Here is a 16,524-nt window from a genome sequence, read left to right on the forward strand (position 1 = left end):
AAATAATTTTAGCACTTTTTGACATCTAAAAGCCGATTGGCTTGACATGGTGCCAATCGGCTATCCTAATTTCTTCCCTTTCTTTTATAAACTCTTTTTCTTTTTGGTTGTTCGAGAGAAATTAACTATCCAACTTGAATCTACTATTGACAAGCGCTCCAGCCAAGTGTCATCAGACCACGGAAGCATCAAACGATAGGTGACTTCCAAATACTCTTGCTTTACTTTTACCTTTTCAAGGAAAACATCAGTGCCCAACTCGGCAACAAATTGATTCAATAAAACTTTGTGATCAGACCCTTGCGGTAGACCAATTGTCAACTCTTGCCAATCTGTCTTCTTACTGGAAAATCGAACTCTTTCCAGAGCAATCATTACCCCACCTACTAACAGAGTCAACCATAGCGCCAAGAACAGATACCCCACACCTGTTGCCAATCCTACTGCCGTGGCCATAAATACAAAAAGCAACTCCTTACTTGAACTGGCTGGTGAACGAAACCTAATCAAACTGAAAGCTCCAGCCACAGCCACAGATGTACCGAGATTGCCATTGACTAGAAAAATAATCACCGCGATCAAGGTCGGTAAGACAACTAGCATCATCGCAAAATCACGAGAGTAATCTGTCCTATATCGATAAATATATGCCAGACCTAGCCCCAAAATCATGCTGGTAAGAAGGCTCAATACCAATCCCCAACTAGAAACGGACATCGTTGACTGGCTAAAAACACTTTGAAACAGTTGACTAAGCATGATGTACCTCCTCCAGCAATGACCCAGACCGGTATAAACCATAAGCATGACCATATTTAGAAAATGAGTTTTTTTCTAACTTGTACTGATGTAAAATATTCTCCAGCCAGTCTGGTATCTGCTCAGCAACCTTAACTTCCATGATTAACTGTTGATCTGGCAGCAACGGAAAACTCTCGTGACCAATCATGGTCAATTGATTAACCACAGCGTATGTCATGTTCATATCCAATGTGACGCGAACAGACTTATCTTTCTTTCCTCTAAATGATAGACGTTTGTAGGCAATCAACATGCTCGGTTTAATGACCCCATACCTCTGATGCAGTTTTTCTAACTGACTAGCCAAGCGTTTGTCTTCAACCACCTTGTCAGCATCACTTGCCATAAGTATTGCAGCCTGTCTAGGAGTGGTTTTAATTCGATATTTATAACCCACTCCGTCAATTTTTTGTTTGATTTCTAAAAATGCTGGCATATCCAAATCAGATTCCATCTCATAAGTTCTCAAACGAACCTTTTCTTTTCCATATTTTTTTGCTAAAGAATCCTGGATCATGTCAAACTGCTCTGTGTCAAAGTAAAGGCTAGTGATGGTTGATTGAGCAAAGTCATCTGCCTCCATGTGCTTGCCTAAGTCCGACAATAGCTGTCTCCGTTGATGATTGCTGATTAAATATTTGGTTTCTACCCGTTTAAACTCTTTTTGATGAACACGTTTTGCCATAAGCTACTCCTTTATTCCTTCCTCTGTTGATTATCGTCTTTTCATACCACCGCCCATCATGGAATTAATGACCTGATGAACCTGCTGACCATTAGCAACAATATTTCCACCTGTATGGGTAATGTCGCCATCAACATCAAAAACTGATAGACCTGTAATGGTAATATTCCCTCCGGTTATAGTCAAATCACCATTAGAATCAATAGCATCTGTATCGCCAGCTGCCATATTTATAGTGATATCTCCACCATTGATAGTCAAGCTGACTCCCTCCATGGCCATCATACTATCGGATGATTTCGTCCAATCAGTTGCATTGATACCATCATCAGAGGCATTTAAAGTGATTGTACCGCCATTAATAGTGATAACCTTTCCTTCAATTCCTTCCATACTTGATTGAATAGTAATATTTCCGCTGTCAATCACCAGCTCATTAGTTGCATGAATCGCATCATCGCCAGCCGTGATATTAATATTACTGTTTTCGATATAGAGATTACCAAGGTTGATATCCTCGTCATTATCCGAGTGAATACCATCCTCTATAGCTGTTAAGTTCAAGGTTGCCCCTGTGATATTGAGAGTATCATTAGCTGATAAGGCATGTTTAGCTGCTGTCACGGTATATGTGCCACCTGCAATTTTTAAATCATCATTAGACTTGATAGCATTGTTGTAGTTTCCCTTGACTGTAAGACTTCCTGTCCCATTGAGGGTCAGATCTTTTTTACTGTAAATAGCTGCGCTATAGTCGGTGGCTGTTCGATTGACAGAATCAGTTAGTGTATTTTGTGTCCCCTCTGCGAGCGTGATATAAACATTATCTGCAGAATTCACTGCAATCAGGGCATCTGTTCCCTTCATAGTCACACCATTTAGGACGATTTGAACATCGTCATTGTTAGTTCCTTCCACCAAAATCTGTACCCCTTGGCTGGAACCTGAGATAATATAAGTACCCGCTTGAGTAATTTTCACCACAGAACCTGAGACAGAAACACCATCACCTGAGACCTCGGCAGAAGAGCCACTGAGCTGAATAGTACTAGCAGTAGCTGCGTCATAGCTCGCATCCAAATCCTTTTCTGAGAAATATGCGGTATCACCAGTCACCATTGAAGCGTTGGAAACTGTAGCTTTTGCAGAGCTAGTTGCCACCGTTTCTTGAGACGACATTGATGTATTGACCTCTGATTTCATCTGACAAGCTGCCAAGGTCATTACTGTGAACAATGTCGGAATGATTATTTTCATTTTACATATCATGAATATCACCTTCTTTCTACGAAAAGCATACGCGATTTTTCTGAAAGAAACCTGAAAACATTCTGAAAACTCGCTTAAATCAGATATTGCTGACTTATTTTTAGAACTTATCGCTTCTATGGTAAGTAAAATCCGCCATGGGAGATGAACGGCGCTCCTTAGTATCAGAGACTGGACTTGACACAATAAAGTAGGCTTAGAATTAAGAAGAAACGAGAACACCTGGTGTAAAAAACATTTGACAAGGCGTTCAAACTAGCTGCTGCTAAATACATCCTTATCCTTAAGGAAGAGCTGCTTATAAAAACTACTGGATCAATTTGGAGAACATCAGCTATCGTTTTGCTCACATACAGAAAGAGAGAACAAAATGCTATAAGAAGAGGCACTAAAATTTACAAGCAAACTCCCTTCTATTTTCGAGCTAAGATTTCTCTATGGCAATGAACTTAAATCTTTCTATTAAAAGACATAAAAAAGCTTGTCAATGATGCAATTTCACATCAATTGAACAAGCTCAATTGGAAATATTTAGATATGTTGAGTCCCATTATAATGCCAAAATAAGCACACTTAAACTAAAACTATATGAAACCTGTAGAATTTGAAAGACAAATCCTACACTTAGCTTAACTTTGTGTCTACTTCTTTAGTAAGTCACTCTAAAGTTAGATTTTTTCTGCATAACGTTAGGGAGTCAGCAAAAACATTTTCATACTCATATCATGAACGAATTTTAATCGAAAATCACATGAATATTGAACTTAAAATTACTACTGCGGGCTAGCTAACATATTGGATTGGAGATAAGTGATTTTGGATAATGACAACCAATTCTTCTCCAATCAAGTAATCTCATAAATATCCTTCTAAATATACTGGCAAGCCACTCCATCTTTATAGGCTTGGTCAATCATACCACCACCTAGACATTCCTGCCCATTGTAAAAAACAACAGCTTGTCCCGGTGTAATAGCCCGTTGCGGCTCCGCAAAGATAACTTCTGCCTTGTCACCTTTTACCTTGACAGTAACTTTACTATCTGGTTGACGGTAACGGAACTTGGCAGTACACTCCAAAGTAAACTCTTCAGGCATCTCATGTGTAAAGTGAATATGACTTGCTGTCAAGCTAGTTGACATAAGAGATTCATGATAGAATCCTTGGCCAACATAGAGAATGTTTTGAGATAGGTCTTTTCCAACAACAAACCAAGGTTCATTGCCTCCACCGACTTGGCCACCGATACCAAGCCCACCACGTTGCCCAATAGTATAGTACATAAGACCTGCATGCTCCCCCATATCACGTCCATCAACGGTCATCATTCGACCTGATCGAGCTGGTAGATACTGGCTGAGAAATTCTTTAAAGTTCTTTTCACCAATAAAGCAAATGCCTGTTGAGTCTTTCTTCTTAGCTGTCGCCAAACCTGCCCGCTCCGCTATCTCCCTTACCTCTGATTTTTGTAAATGGCCGAGCGGAAACATGGTCTTTTGCAGTTGTTCCTGTGACAGTTGACTGAGGAAGTATGTTTGGTCCTTACCATTGTCTGCGCCACGTAGCATATGAACAACTCCTTCTTCATCACGAACTACCTGAGCATAATGCCCTGTCGCTACATAATCTGCACCTAAAGTCATAGCGTAATCCAAGAAAGCCTTGAACTTAATTTCCTTGTTACACATAACATCTGGGTTAGGGGTGCGACCCGCCCGATACTCTGCTAAGAAGTATTCAAATACACGATCCCAATACTCTTTTTCAAAGTTGACAGAGTAGTAGGGAATACCGATTTGGTCTGCCACCGCAGCCACATCTTTATAATCTTCTGTTGCTGTACAGAAGCCATTTTCATCCGTATCATCCCAATTTTTCATGAAAATGCCGATAACATCGTAACCTTGCTCCTTGAGTAAAAGAGCCGTAACAGACGAATCAACACCACCACTCATACCAACGACGACACGAATATTTGAGTTATCACTCATAGTCTCTCTCCCATCAATTAAGATACTAGGGCATTAAACACCCGACAAAAATGAAAAGTGAAGATATCCAATAGGATGTCTTCAGCACCAAATCCTAATATTAGAAAATTTAGTTTAATACGCTGATAATCTAAAGGATTTTCTCTTTTCTGAGGATGTGGCCCAAGTTTCGTTTCAACTTAGACTTGAAGGGTCTAGTTTTTTGTCCAAAATACTGATACTCAATGAAAATCAATCAAACAGCTTCAACTTTACAAAAATAGTTGGAGATTGCAAATCAAATATAGTGAATATAATTCCGCAACTGCAAAACTGGATGGAACTCTACCTCTAATTTTTCAGATAAGTCCCGTGTAAAGCTTCGCATTCATCAAATCAACAAAATCTGAATTTGATTTTCAAAGGATATAAAAATCCATTTTGAACAATCTGTATTATACCACATTGTCCGATTATTTTGGAGCAATTTACTACCACGCTACCTGTGCGTAATATTTCCCAGTGCTTAAAAATTTGATATAATAGACAGAAGAAAAACATGAGGATGACTATGACAAATTTAAAATTTCAATCCGTCTTTGATATTATCGGCCCTGTTATGATCGGTCCCTCTTCCAGTCATACTGCTGGAGCCGTCCGCATCGGGAAAATTGTATCATCTATCTTTGGTGATGAACCAACGGAAGTCGAATTTCAACTTTATAATTCCTTTGCCAAAACCTACCGAGGACATGGCACAGATGTAGCCCTAGTAGCAGGTATTTTGGGTATGGATACCGATGATCCACGCATACCTGACTCATTAGAGATTGCTCAGGAGCGCGGTATTAAAGTTTACTGGCGTGTCAATAAAGATAGTAATACACCTCATCCAAACACCACTCGTATTATCATTAAAAACGAAAAAAAATCAATCTCTGCAACAGGTGTTTCCATAGGCGGAGGAAACATTCAAGTAACTGAATTAAATGGTTTTTCTGTCAACCTAAATATGAATACTCCAACTATCATCATTGTTCATCAGGATGTACCAGGTATGATTGCAAAAGTAACGGATATACTGTCCAAATATGACATCAATATCGCTCAAATGAATGTAACCCGTGAAAAGGCTGGTGAAAAAGCTATTATGATTATTGAAGTTGACGCCCGTCAGTGTGAAAATTCTATCCTCGAAATTGAGAAAATTCCACACTTGCACAATGTCACCTTCTTCAACTAGAAAGAGGAAATCGTGTTCCACACTATAGAAGAATTAGTTGCACAAACCAAACAATATTCTGGCAACGTTGCCGAACTTATGATTGCAACAGAGATTGAGTTGACAGGTCGAAGTCGTGAGGAAATCTTGACAATTATGTCAAGAAACTTGACAGTTATGAAGTCCTCTATCGTTGATGGCCTAACAGAAAGCAAATCAGTTTCAGGATTAACAGGCGGTGACGCAGCCAAGTTAGATCAATACATTGCCACTGGAAAAACACTGGCCGATCAAACAATCCTATCTGCAGCTCGCAATGCTATGGCTGTCAACGAGCTAAATGCCAAAATGGGCTTAGTTTGTGCTACTCCAACCGCAGGATCTGCAGGCTGCTTGCCTGCTGTCTTAGGAGTCGCCATAGAGAAATTAGACCTGACCGAAAAGGAACAGCTTGATTTTCTATTTACAGCAGGTGCTTTTGGTCTCGTTATCGCCAATAACGCTTCCATTTCTGGAGCAGAGGGAGGCTGTCAAGCTGAGGTTGGTTCTGCTGCTGCCATGTCTGCGGCCGCTCTGACCTTAGCAGCAGGGGGAACTCCATATCAAGCTAGTCAAGCCATCTGCTTCGTCATAAAAAATATGCTCGGTCTTATCTGTGATCCTGTTGCAGGTCTGGTAGAGGTTCCCTGTGTAAAACGCAATGCCATGGGAGCAAGCTATGCCCTAGTTGCAGCCGACATGGCACTTGCTGGCATCGAGTCTAAAATTCCAGTTGATGAGGTTATCAGTGCTATGTATCAAGTGGGAGCTGCCTTGCCAACCGCTTTCCGCGAAACTGCTGAAGGAGGTCTAGCTACTACTCCAACAGGACGCCGTCTGGCTCAAGAAATCTTTGGAGAAAGTTGACAAACTTGTCAAGATAGTGTAAAAAGGACCACACCGGTCCTTTTTTATATATAACTCCAAAATCATTGAAAAATGTCAAGACAAGTTGACACCTATCGTATGGATTATCACAGAATATCAATACCAGCCATTTGCCAACCAAAACTGGTAGGCAGCAGACCACGAACCATAGCGACTCGCAACATAAGCATCCGCTACACGTTCTTGGTTCTCAGGTGAGTAATCTCCATTCAAATAAGTATTTGTTAACTGATAACGACCAATATAGATACCATTTCGGGCATCGTAGCTACCACCAGATTCTTTTTGAGCAATCCATTCTTTAGCGGCTGCATCACTGAGACTCAAATTTGAAGTATATGAGTTAGCTGTTGTTGTAGCTGCTTTAGTAGTTGGGGAAGTAGTCGCTACTGTTCTAGTTTTTTTAGCAGATTTATCCCCCACTTTCACAGTTACATCACCTAGCTCAATGATTTGACCGATATAGATAAGATCCGGATTACTAATCTTATTTTGGCTAACTAGTTTTTTAACAGTCGTATTATATGTTTCAGCAATTTCTGACAGAGTATCGCCAGATTGCACTGTATAAGTTTCTGCATTTACCACACTAGCAACCAAAAGGGATAGACCTGCTATCAACCCGGCAATAATTACTTTCAAATTTTGCCTAAATGTATTATTCATAATTATATATGTTCCTTTCTGTTACCTGTCTATCTTATCGTCTAACTATTACTTAAACTTTGTGAAAAGATTACAAATGTTACAGAAAAATTGAAATTAGACAATAAAAACGCTATTCCTAGCGCTTTTACCTAATTTTTTAATAGATAAAGTATTCCAGCCAAAATAAGCATAACCAAAATGGTCAAAGTATCAGGCAACTTCCAATCTAAAACACGGTATTTTGTTCGTCCATCTCCACCTTGATAACCACGTGCTTCCATAGCTGTTGCAAGAGCATCCGCTCTCTTAAAACTAGAGGCAAACAGAGGAATCAAAATTGGTATGACCGACTTAACCTTTTGAATGATATTTCCCTCATTGAAATCAACGCCACGCGCCCTTTGAGCATTCATGATACGCGTTGTGTCATCCATCAGGGTCGGTACAAATCGCAAGCTCATAGACAACATCAAACCAATCTCGTGCACAGGTACTTTAAAATACCTTAATGGAGCAAGACCAGATTCAATACCATCTGCTAAACTTAGCGGTGTCGTTGTAAGGGTCAATAGGGTTGAAAAGAAAATGATTAAAACAAAGCGTGCAAAAATAATTCCTGCTTGTTGTAGACCTTCTACTGTTACCTTAAAAATCCAAAATTCCCACAAAATCGTCGTTCCAGATGTAAAGAAAACCTGAAAAAAAGTTGTAAAAAGAATGATCCCAATCATAGGTTTAAGACCATTGATAAAGAAAGACAGACGAATACGGGATAGCAAGACCATCGCAAAAACAAATGCAAATAGCAAAACATTCGTCACTAGATTATTTGCCCAGAAAACCATAAGAAGAAAACTAAACATAGCTAGCAACTTACTCCTTGGATCCAAGCGATGAATGATAGAATTTCCGGGAATGTAGCGACCTAAAATCAATTTATCCATGTGTCACCATCCTTGTAAATTCCTCAATCGTGATCGGTAAACGTTCAAACACAAAGCCCTTTCGCTCCAAATTAGCTGCAAATTTTGTGATTTTAGGAACTCCCAATTGAATAGTTTCCAAAAAATCAACCTCCTGAAAAATATCTACTGGTTTACCTGAACGAACCAACTTTCCTTTTTCCATGATATAAACAAAATCAGCATAGTTAGCCACATCATCCATCAAATGGGTCACTAAAACAATCGTCATGCCAGAAGCGTGAAGTTTCTTAAAAATCTCCATCAATTCTTGACGACCTGCTGGATCCAATCCCGCAGTCGGTTCATCCAAAACTAAAATGCTAGGTTCCATAGCTAACATCCCAGCAATGGCTACCCGGCGCATTTGCCCACCAGACAATTCAAATGGGCTACGCTCAAATAAGCCTTCATCAATCCCTACCAGAGCCAGCTTCTCACGCGCAATATTCTCTGCCTCTTCCTGAGAAACCCCGAAATTTTGTGGACCAAAGGCAACATCTTTCAATACCGTTTCATCAAAAACTTGGCTCTCTGGAAATTGGAAAACCAGACCAACCTTTTTTCTGACCTGTTTGATGTCTTTATTTTCAGATGTTGCGGTAATGATTGTCTCATCAATAACCACCCTACCTTCTGTCGGTACATTTAATCCATTTAGGAGTTGTAAAATCGTTGATTTCCCCGATCCTGTATGACCGATAAGGGCAGTATATGACCCATCAACAATCTCCAAATCAACACCAAAAAGTGCACGCCCTTCAAAGGGGGTACCAGCCTGATAGATATAGCTTACTTCTTGGAGATGAATTCCCATAACGTTTCCTCTAAATCTTCCTCTGTAAAATAGCGGTGTGGCAAATCAAGCCCTGCCTGATGCAAAGATTCGACCAGTTCCGTCGTAAAAGGCTGATCTAAGTCCAATTCCGCCAAATCATTGCGCATAAATAATTCATTCGGCGTGCTAACTGACTCGATCTGGCCATTTTTCATCACAATAACCCTATCACTAAGAGCAACTTCATCTAAATCATGTGTAATCGAAATAACTGTCATGCCATGCTGATTTTTGATACTTTGAACAATCTTAATCAAATCCAGACGGCCTTCAGGATCCAGCATTGAAGTAGCCTCGTCCAAAATAATAATTTTAGGACGCAGAGCCACCACGCCTGCAATAGCTACCCGTTGCTTTTGACCACCAGATAAACGAGCAGGTTCACGTGTTTTAAAATCAGCCATCCCAACCAATTCCAAAGCTTCAGCAACTCGCAATCGCATCTCTTCCAAAGCAATTCCTTGATTTTCCAAACCGAAAGCAACATCATCTTCAACTGTTGCACCAACAAATTGATTATCTGGATTTTGAAAAACCATTCCAATCAGGTGACGCTTTTCCCAGATATTATCAGCGGTTAATTGATCACCTGCAATATAAATATCACCTGATTCAGCTTCCAACAAACCATCAATTAGGCGAACAGTTGTCGACTTACCAGAACCATTATGACCAATAATGGACAACCACTCTCCCTGTTTCACGTGAAACGAAACATCATTCAGTGTATATGTTTCATCCTCTTGGTCGTACTTGTATTTGAGATTTTTTACTTCTATAATATGTTTCATCATTTAAAGGTATCTTTGAATAAATAAGAAGCACCCTTGAAATAATCATAACCTGAATAAAGGGTGAAGAAAAGGGCAACATACAGCATAAACTGTCCAATAATCTGCCAATGCAAGAGCAAGAAAATTATCGCAAACATCTGCGAAAATGTTTTGATTTTTCCTGGCATAGCTGCAGCTAAAACCGTCCCACCATTTTCAACCAAGAGCAGTCGAAGACCTGTCACCGCCAATTCGCGACAGATAATAATAGCAACCACCCAGGCTGGAGCAAAACCTAGCCCTACTAACATAATAAAAGCCGCCATCACCAAAAGCTTATCCGCTAACGGATCTGCAAATTTACCAAAGTTGGTGACAACCTGCCATTTACGTGCCAAATAACCATCCAAATAATCTGTGATGCTTGCCATAGCAAAAAGGATAGCTGCAGCCATATGGCTAATTGCTGTATTCCATACAGTCAGAAAAAGGATAAAAATAGGAATAACTAAAATCCGTCCTACTGTCAAAGCGTTCGGAATATTTTCTTTTTTCATTCTAATACCTTTATTCTTGTTTAAAATTGAAAGTGATTGTTCCTGTATCACTTGTAAGGGCTGACATATCTATCTTTTGTCCTCCTACAGTTACCTCAGTGCCCTTGACAACTCCCAATACAAGATTGGCAGATGCCACCCCTTTTTCAATCTTTGTAGTGACTGTTGGATTGTCAGGCGATAGGACTACTCCCTCAGCCAGCGGTGTACCAGATAGACTAATCCAGCTTGTTGTATTCTTAGCCGACACAACAATCTCTAATGGATAGGTGACATTTGTAATGGTCGCTACAATGTGTGCTCCTGACCCTGAAATAGCTATATTTCCCATAGAGGAACTACTTGAAACTGTTGAGCTGGAAGATGTAGACTCAGCCATACTCTTCTCAGAATCAGTACTAGTCTTTGAAATAGCTTGCCCAACCACGCTATAAGATGTCGTTTGAAGGGTAGGATTGGCTTGATTTTGAAGCCGGCTATATACAATATAGGTCACAAAAATGATAATCAAACTAGTCGCAAGCAATAAATATATCAAAGGAAGGTAAGATTTTTTCTTACGTTTGCGATCCTTGTAACTCCTTCTCAACTCCGAAGAACAAATTTCCTCTTCCCCGTATTCATAGTACTTTACTAAGCTGTTGGTTTCATAAGCTTCTAGTAAGACATCCGCATCTAAATCCAGTGCCTCAGCATATGCTATTAAAATAGAAGTAACATCATCCTCATTTGCAATATAGTCAAAATCATTATATTCGAGTGCTTGTAAGTATTTTGCTTGGATTTTTGTCATTCGTTGCAAATCAACCAATGTCCAATCTCTGACTTCTCGTGCAGTTCTGAGCACTTCTCCTATACTCTTTTGTCTCATAAAACCCCCTCCTATCATCCATCGTATACAATATACCATTTTAACAAAATTCTAGGAAAATTTCGACGGGTTAAATTTGTTTATTTTGGAAAAATAGTAAAATCTGTCATATCACAGTGACGAATAAAGCGTCGACCAGCTTCTTTTATATCGTCCAACTGGATGGTATGTATCAACTGAGGCAGATCAAAAATATCTTCATATTCCGAATACTGAGAAACAAAATAATTAGCAGTAAATTCTAAAGAATTTAAACCACGAATAAAATCACCATACATTTCATTTTTCAGCAATCGTAGATGATCCTCTGTCATATCCTCATCATCTTCAAAATTCCGGATAGCCTTCATTAACAGGCTAGAGAGCGTAATAGGCTCCTGTGTATCACTTGAGATAATGAAGTAGTGATAATCAGGTGTTACCTCCAACTGAAACTGGAAGGACGAATCAATTTTTCCCGCCTCATAAAGTTGCTGATAACGCTTTGAGGTCCATCCAAACAACATAGTAAACAAAAGCTGCAAACTCAATCGGTATTTCTGAATAGTTTTTATGTCCAACTCATCATTTCCTCTCAACCCCACAGCCAGTTTTGGCATTATCACCTCGAAGTGTTCTATGTTGTGCTGACGGACTGGTAATTTCTGAATAGACACCTTCTCAAAGCCTAAACCTTGTTCATCCATCTGCGCTGCTTGATAGCTGGAAATTTGTTTCCAAACCTGATCGACATCAAAATTTCCAATAACAAATAAATTCATATTGCTTGGATGATAAAATATTTCAAAATTTTCATATAAATCAGCCACAGTAATCGCAGCGATTGAATCAGTCGTTCCAGCTATATCATGCGCCAAAGGTGTATCTGGATAGAGCGAAGCTAGCATCCCCGTGAACAAACGATACTCCACATCATCCCGATACATTTCAATTTCTTGCTCAATAATTCCTTGTTCTCTTTCCACGTTCTCCTCCGTAAAATATGGCTCTCGAACGAAGGATTGTAGAAGTGATAGAGAAGCTAGCACCTCTTGAGTCGTAGAAAATAGAAAGCTAGTTTGTCTAAAACTAGTATAGGCATTAGCACTCGCTCCCAATTTAGCAAATGCATTCATGACATCTTCTTCACTCTCTGTTTCAAAAAGCTTATGTTCCAGAAAATGTGCAATGCCTGCTGGATATTGGACACTATCACCACTAACCAATTGAATCTGTGTATGCAAGGCTCCAAAATTTGCAGTTAGAATACCATAGGTCTCATGAAAGTCTGTTTTTGGTAATAGTGCAACTGTCAATCCATTGTCAAGTCTCGCATAATAGACCGCCTCTTTCATATACGGATATATTTTTTTTATCAGTCTCATTCTCCGGTTCCCTCCATGAAGTAAACAGCCTGTAAATTAACCATTTGTCCAACACGAATAACATCATCTATTGACACAGACTTTATAGCCTCTATCCATTCTGACCAATTTAAACCTCTATTTTCCAAACTCACTTCATTATAAAGTTGTTCGATTAGATTATTTTGTCCATCTTGAGCTAAGGTCGCAGAATAAATCAACATATTCTTCGTCAATGCTAATTCCTCTTCTGTAAACTTACCACATTTTAAATCAAGTAATTGCTTGCTAATCAATTTCATTGCTCTAAGTCTGTCGCCACGATTGATTCCTGCATAGACCTTCATCAAACCTGAGAAAATCATAAGCTGACTACCGATTGTGTAAGCCAAACTTTCCTTCTCACGAACATTCATAAATAGCTTTGAATGGGAAAATCCCCCAAACAAACCATTAAACACTACTAACGCAGGAAAGTTGACATCATTGTAAATGACCGGTAAATGATAAGCCAATTCTAAAATAGACTGCCTTGCCTGTTTCCGTTCAATTTTTTCTCGAGTGATGTTAGAGTACTCTTGATGGTATTCTAACTCTAATTTTGGATTCCTATAATTAAAACCAAATTTTTCCAATCTTTCTTGGACTAATTGTTGATCAACTTGACCTAAAACAAAAATATCAATTTTATCCATTCGCAACATGTTGCGATAAATCTTGAAGGTTGACTCAGGCGTTTCTTTTTCTACCAAATCAAGACGCCCCACTTTTGAAATCTGAAGAGCCGAATCTTTGTAAAAGAGCTTACTAATCTCAACATCTGCATGATAAAAATTATCTTCTATCTCTGCTTCAAGGAGACTGATGAGATTCCTTTTTTCAACATCAAAAACTTTCTCATCAAAGCCATTTCCTTTTTGAAGAGGTTTAAATAAACAAGAATACAAAAAATCAAGAATACCGGATGTAATATCTTCATTATCCGGTAAATAGTTCGGGTTAACATAGGAAATCGTCAAATCCACACAATGAACTCGGCCACGCTTAGCAACAGACGTTGAAAAATGCGCCCCATACAACTCAGCTAATCGGCTACGGAGAGACCGTGAAGTTTGGAAGTCTTGATTCCCCATCTCGAGAATATTAGCAACCAAGACTCTCCCCGCAACTGTTGCCTCATTCATTTCAGCTGCAAAACGCAGACGGATGCGATTCGTTGTAAACTGATCTGTCTCAATAAAATGCAGGTTTACTCCTTCTTGTAGTTTCATCATCTTCCTCTTTCAAACATTGTATCTTCCATTATACCATTTTGTGATATAATATTCTGTAACGAGGTGACTTATGAACTTTAAATTGTTTGATGACTATATTACTTTACAATCTTTATTAAAAACAACTGGGATTCTTCATTCTGGTGGAGCCATTAAAAGATTCTTAGAAGAAAACACTGTCCTCTTTAATGGCGAAGAAGAAAAAAGACGGGGTAAAAAAATTCGTCTAGGAGATACTATTTCTTTACCAGATCACGGAATTGTCATTACCGTCATCGCTCCTAGCTTGGAGGAAAGAAGGCAGCATAAAGAAGAACAGGCCGAAAAAGAGCGAGTAGCTGCCATTGTCAAAAAGTTGAATCAAGATAATAAAAAACTCAAGAAACGGACAAAGCCTTCTAAAAATACATCCAAAAAAACTGAAAGAAAGCCTGTCCGCTTCCCAGGAATGTAACCATGTGGCTAGAAACATTACAACTAAAACACTTTCGCAACTATAATCAACTAGATATTGAGTTTCATCAAGGACTCAATATCTTTTTAGGGGAGAATGCCCAGGGAAAAACTAATATTATAGAGTCCATATATTTTTTAGCCCTAACACGCAGCCATCGCACTCGGACGGACAAGGATTTATTACAATTTCAAGAAAAAGAGTTATCAATTCATGGTTTACTCCATCGCACAAGTGGTAGTATCCCGCTTGACATCAACTTGACAGAAAAAGGGCGAGTAACAAAGATTAACCATCTCAAACAGGCTAAACTCTCTAATTACATTGGACAAATGAATGTCGTCTTATTTGCCCCTGAAGATTTGCAGTTAATTAAGGGAGCTCCTGCACTGAGACGAAAATTTATTGATGTTGAACTAGGACAAATTAAGCCTCTCTACCTCTCTGACTTATCCAATTATCATCACGTTCTAAAGCAGAGAAATTCCTATCTGAAGGCGGCAGAAAAAATTGATATGGATTTTCTCAATGTTTTAGACCATCAATTAGCTGATTACGGCAGTAGAGTAATTCAACATCGCTTAGACTTTATCAAAAAACTAGAAAAATTTGGTAACGAGAAAGTTAGAGACATTTCTAATCATAAAGAAAAATTAACGATTGATTACCAGTCGTCAATCTCTTTTACAGAACCTGTCAATCTAGTTGACAAATTCTTGACAGAGTTAGAAAAAAGTCGTAAACGTGACTTGTTCAAAAAAAATACCGGAATTGGACCTCATCGTGACGATATAGTTTTTTTTATAAATGACATGAACGCTCATTATGGAAGTCAAGGACAGCATCGCAGTTTAGTTCTTTCACTCAAGCTTGCTGAAATCGAACTAATGAGAGAAGTTACCAGAGAATATCCCATCCTCCTTCTAGATGATGTTATGAGCGAGTTAGACAACAGTCGACAACTCAAACTACTTGAAACCATTACCGATACCATTCAAACATTTATCACAACAACATCTCTGGATCATCTGCAACAGCTCCCAGATAGTTTAAAGATCTTCCGTGTCAACAACGGAAAAATAGTAGAAAACATGTAAATAAACTTTACAAGATTGTCAATCGATATGTATCAACTATTTTTCTACTATGTATGTGGCTAAGAGCATATAAAAATAGAATCCTTAGAAACATCAATATTCCGATGTTCTAGGGATTCTATTTAATTTATTCTTAAACCAAGACCACACTTAACCGCGTCATTACCTTTTAATCTTCAATTTCTTCAGAAATATTTTTGATAATATCAGCATCTGCAACGAAACTAGGATCCATGTGAACTAAAAACTTCCAAGTACTATTTCTTTCTTTTTTGTACAGGATCGCCTCTCCGTCTTCAGAACCAAGGAAAGCCCTATCAACTAGATAACCTTGCTCTTCTAAAAAAGCCTTTACAAGACCATAATTTCCCTCTCTTTTCGATATATAGTCAAATACCTCTTCATTATTGATAGAATATGCATCTACCCTTGTACTTCCACCTATAGTCCCTTTTCCATTCTCTGATAAATTAGTTGATTCATCCCATATTATGCTGACATTTTCATTCTCCAAAAACATAAACCTTGTCATAGGAACAATATGACCATTATAATGTAATTCCAAATATTCTGGTAAAAATGCAGGATTAAAAAATTCATTTATAAATTCCGAGTGTTCGTCTAATACATATCCCGGTATTTGTCTTACAAACTCTCTGCCTTGATGTATATTTTCAAACAATCCAACTTTTATTTCCCTATCTGATTGTAAAAATACTAATAAGTACATGCTTTCTTCTCCTACATAAAAATACAATCTTATAACCAACATTGACGCTTTTATTATATCATGAAAGAATATCCGTCAACCAAAAAGAGTCTTAGACTACCAT

17 protein-coding genes are annotated in these 16,524 nt (G+C 38.6%); 4 read left to right on the forward strand and 13 right to left on the reverse strand.

The annotated features are described in order from the left end of the window. Positions 1-84 precede the first annotated feature (84 nt). The 4 genes from BZG42_RS09770 to mnmA form a co-directional block, all read right to left on the reverse strand. The gene (locus tag BZG42_RS09770; RefSeq protein ID WP_159780136.1) at positions 85-759 is read right to left on the reverse strand and encodes a DUF4956 domain-containing protein; all 675 of its coding nucleotides are present in this window, start codon (positions 757-759) and stop codon (positions 85-87) included. Next, positions 752-1,486, reverse strand: coding sequence for a polyphosphate polymerase domain-containing protein (locus BZG42_RS09775; protein ID WP_155963404.1), 735 nt, complete (start codon positions 1,484-1,486; stop codon positions 752-754). The genes BZG42_RS09770 and BZG42_RS09775 overlap by 8 nt, the downstream gene beginning before the upstream one ends. A 30-nt stretch (positions 1,487-1,516) precedes the next feature. Then, a complete protein-coding gene (locus BZG42_RS09780) occupies positions 1,517-2,743 on the reverse strand; it encodes a carbohydrate-binding domain-containing protein (RefSeq protein WP_227985518.1) in 1,227 nt (408 codons plus the stop codon). Positions 2,744-3,624: 881 nt separating this feature from the next. Then, positions 3,625-4,746: a tRNA 2-thiouridine(34) synthase MnmA gene (gene mnmA, locus BZG42_RS09785; protein ID WP_155964912.1), complete on the reverse strand. Its 1,122-nt coding sequence runs from the start codon at positions 4,744-4,746 to the stop codon at positions 3,625-3,627. 550 nt (positions 4,747-5,296) lie between these two features. On the opposite strand from mnmA, the gene sdaAB reads away from it, so the two are divergent. Then, on the forward strand, positions 5,297-5,968 hold the full coding sequence (gene sdaAB / locus BZG42_RS09790; protein WP_024531493.1) for an L-serine ammonia-lyase, iron-sulfur-dependent subunit beta: 672 nt from the start codon (positions 5,297-5,299) through the stop codon (positions 5,966-5,968). Positions 5,969-5,980: 12 nt separating this feature from the next. Beyond that, complete coding sequence (gene sdaAA, locus BZG42_RS09795) at positions 5,981-6,853, forward strand: L-serine ammonia-lyase, iron-sulfur-dependent, subunit alpha (protein ID WP_155995313.1); 873 nt, start codon at positions 5,981-5,983, stop codon at positions 6,851-6,853. A 117-nt stretch (positions 6,854-6,970) separates the two neighbouring features. On the opposite strand, the gene BZG42_RS09800 is transcribed toward sdaAA, so the two are convergent. The 8 genes from BZG42_RS09800 to yfmF all read right to left on the reverse strand — a co-directional run bounded on the left by BZG42_RS09800 (position 6,971) and on the right by yfmF (position 14,137). Then, positions 6,971-7,540: a LysM peptidoglycan-binding domain-containing protein gene (locus BZG42_RS09800; protein ID WP_155964915.1), complete on the reverse strand. Its 570-nt coding sequence runs from the start codon at positions 7,538-7,540 to the stop codon at positions 6,971-6,973. A 131-nt stretch (positions 7,541-7,671) separates the two neighbouring features. Continuing rightward, on the reverse strand, positions 7,672-8,466 hold the full coding sequence (locus tag BZG42_RS09805) for an energy-coupling factor transporter transmembrane component T family protein (RefSeq protein WP_155995314.1): 795 nt from the start codon (positions 8,464-8,466) through the stop codon (positions 7,672-7,674). After that, positions 8,459-9,301 carry an energy-coupling factor transporter ATPase gene (locus BZG42_RS09810; protein WP_024531489.1) on the reverse strand — a complete coding sequence of 281 codons (843 nt, stop codon included), beginning with the start codon at positions 9,299-9,301 and terminating at the stop codon, positions 8,459-8,461. Before BZG42_RS09810 ends, BZG42_RS09805 begins: the two co-directional genes overlap by 8 nt. Further along, the gene (locus BZG42_RS09815) at positions 9,277-10,113 is read right to left on the reverse strand and encodes an energy-coupling factor ABC transporter ATP-binding protein (protein WP_155995323.1); all 837 of its coding nucleotides are present in this window, start codon (positions 10,111-10,113) and stop codon (positions 9,277-9,279) included. The genes BZG42_RS09810 and BZG42_RS09815 overlap by 25 nt, the downstream gene beginning before the upstream one ends. Next, the gene (pgsA, locus tag BZG42_RS09820) at positions 10,113-10,652 is read right to left on the reverse strand and encodes a CDP-diacylglycerol--glycerol-3-phosphate 3-phosphatidyltransferase (RefSeq protein WP_024531487.1); all 540 of its coding nucleotides are present in this window, start codon (positions 10,650-10,652) and stop codon (positions 10,113-10,115) included. The genes BZG42_RS09815 and pgsA overlap by 1 nt, the downstream gene beginning before the upstream one ends. Before the next feature lie 10 nt (positions 10,653-10,662). After that, the gene (locus tag BZG42_RS09825; RefSeq protein ID WP_155972218.1) at positions 10,663-11,523 is read right to left on the reverse strand and encodes a helix-turn-helix domain-containing protein; all 861 of its coding nucleotides are present in this window, start codon (positions 11,521-11,523) and stop codon (positions 10,663-10,665) included. 80 nt (positions 11,524-11,603) lie between these two features. Continuing rightward, positions 11,604-12,887, reverse strand: coding sequence for an EF-P 5-aminopentanol modification-associated protein YfmH (gene yfmH, locus BZG42_RS09830; RefSeq protein WP_155995315.1), 1,284 nt, complete (start codon positions 12,885-12,887; stop codon positions 11,604-11,606). Next, positions 12,884-14,137: an EF-P 5-aminopentanol modification-associated protein YfmF gene (gene yfmF, locus BZG42_RS09835; protein WP_155995316.1), complete on the reverse strand. Its 1,254-nt coding sequence runs from the start codon at positions 14,135-14,137 to the stop codon at positions 12,884-12,886. The genes yfmH and yfmF overlap by 4 nt, the downstream gene beginning before the upstream one ends. A 73-nt stretch (positions 14,138-14,210) precedes the next feature. On the opposite strand from yfmF, the gene yaaA reads away from it, so the two are divergent. Both yaaA and recF read left to right on the forward strand, forming a co-directional pair. Next, entirely contained in the window at positions 14,211-14,594 is a 384-nt protein-coding gene (yaaA, locus tag BZG42_RS09840) for a S4 domain-containing protein YaaA (RefSeq protein ID WP_155964920.1), read from the forward strand. Positions 14,595-14,596: 2 nt separating this feature from the next. After that, complete coding sequence (gene recF / locus BZG42_RS09845; protein WP_155995317.1) at positions 14,597-15,691, forward strand: DNA replication/repair protein RecF; 1,095 nt, start codon at positions 14,597-14,599, stop codon at positions 15,689-15,691. Positions 15,692-15,860: 169 nt separating this feature from the next. On the opposite strand, the gene BZG42_RS09850 is transcribed toward recF, so the two are convergent. Beyond that, complete coding sequence (locus BZG42_RS09850; protein ID WP_155963223.1) at positions 15,861-16,421, reverse strand: hypothetical protein; 561 nt, start codon at positions 16,419-16,421, stop codon at positions 15,861-15,863. Between the last annotated feature and the right edge of the window lie 103 nt (positions 16,422-16,524).

This window comes from Streptococcus sp. DAT741, assembly GCF_009866825.1.
Classification (GTDB): domain Bacteria; phylum Bacillota; class Bacilli; order Lactobacillales; family Streptococcaceae; genus Streptococcus; species Streptococcus ruminantium.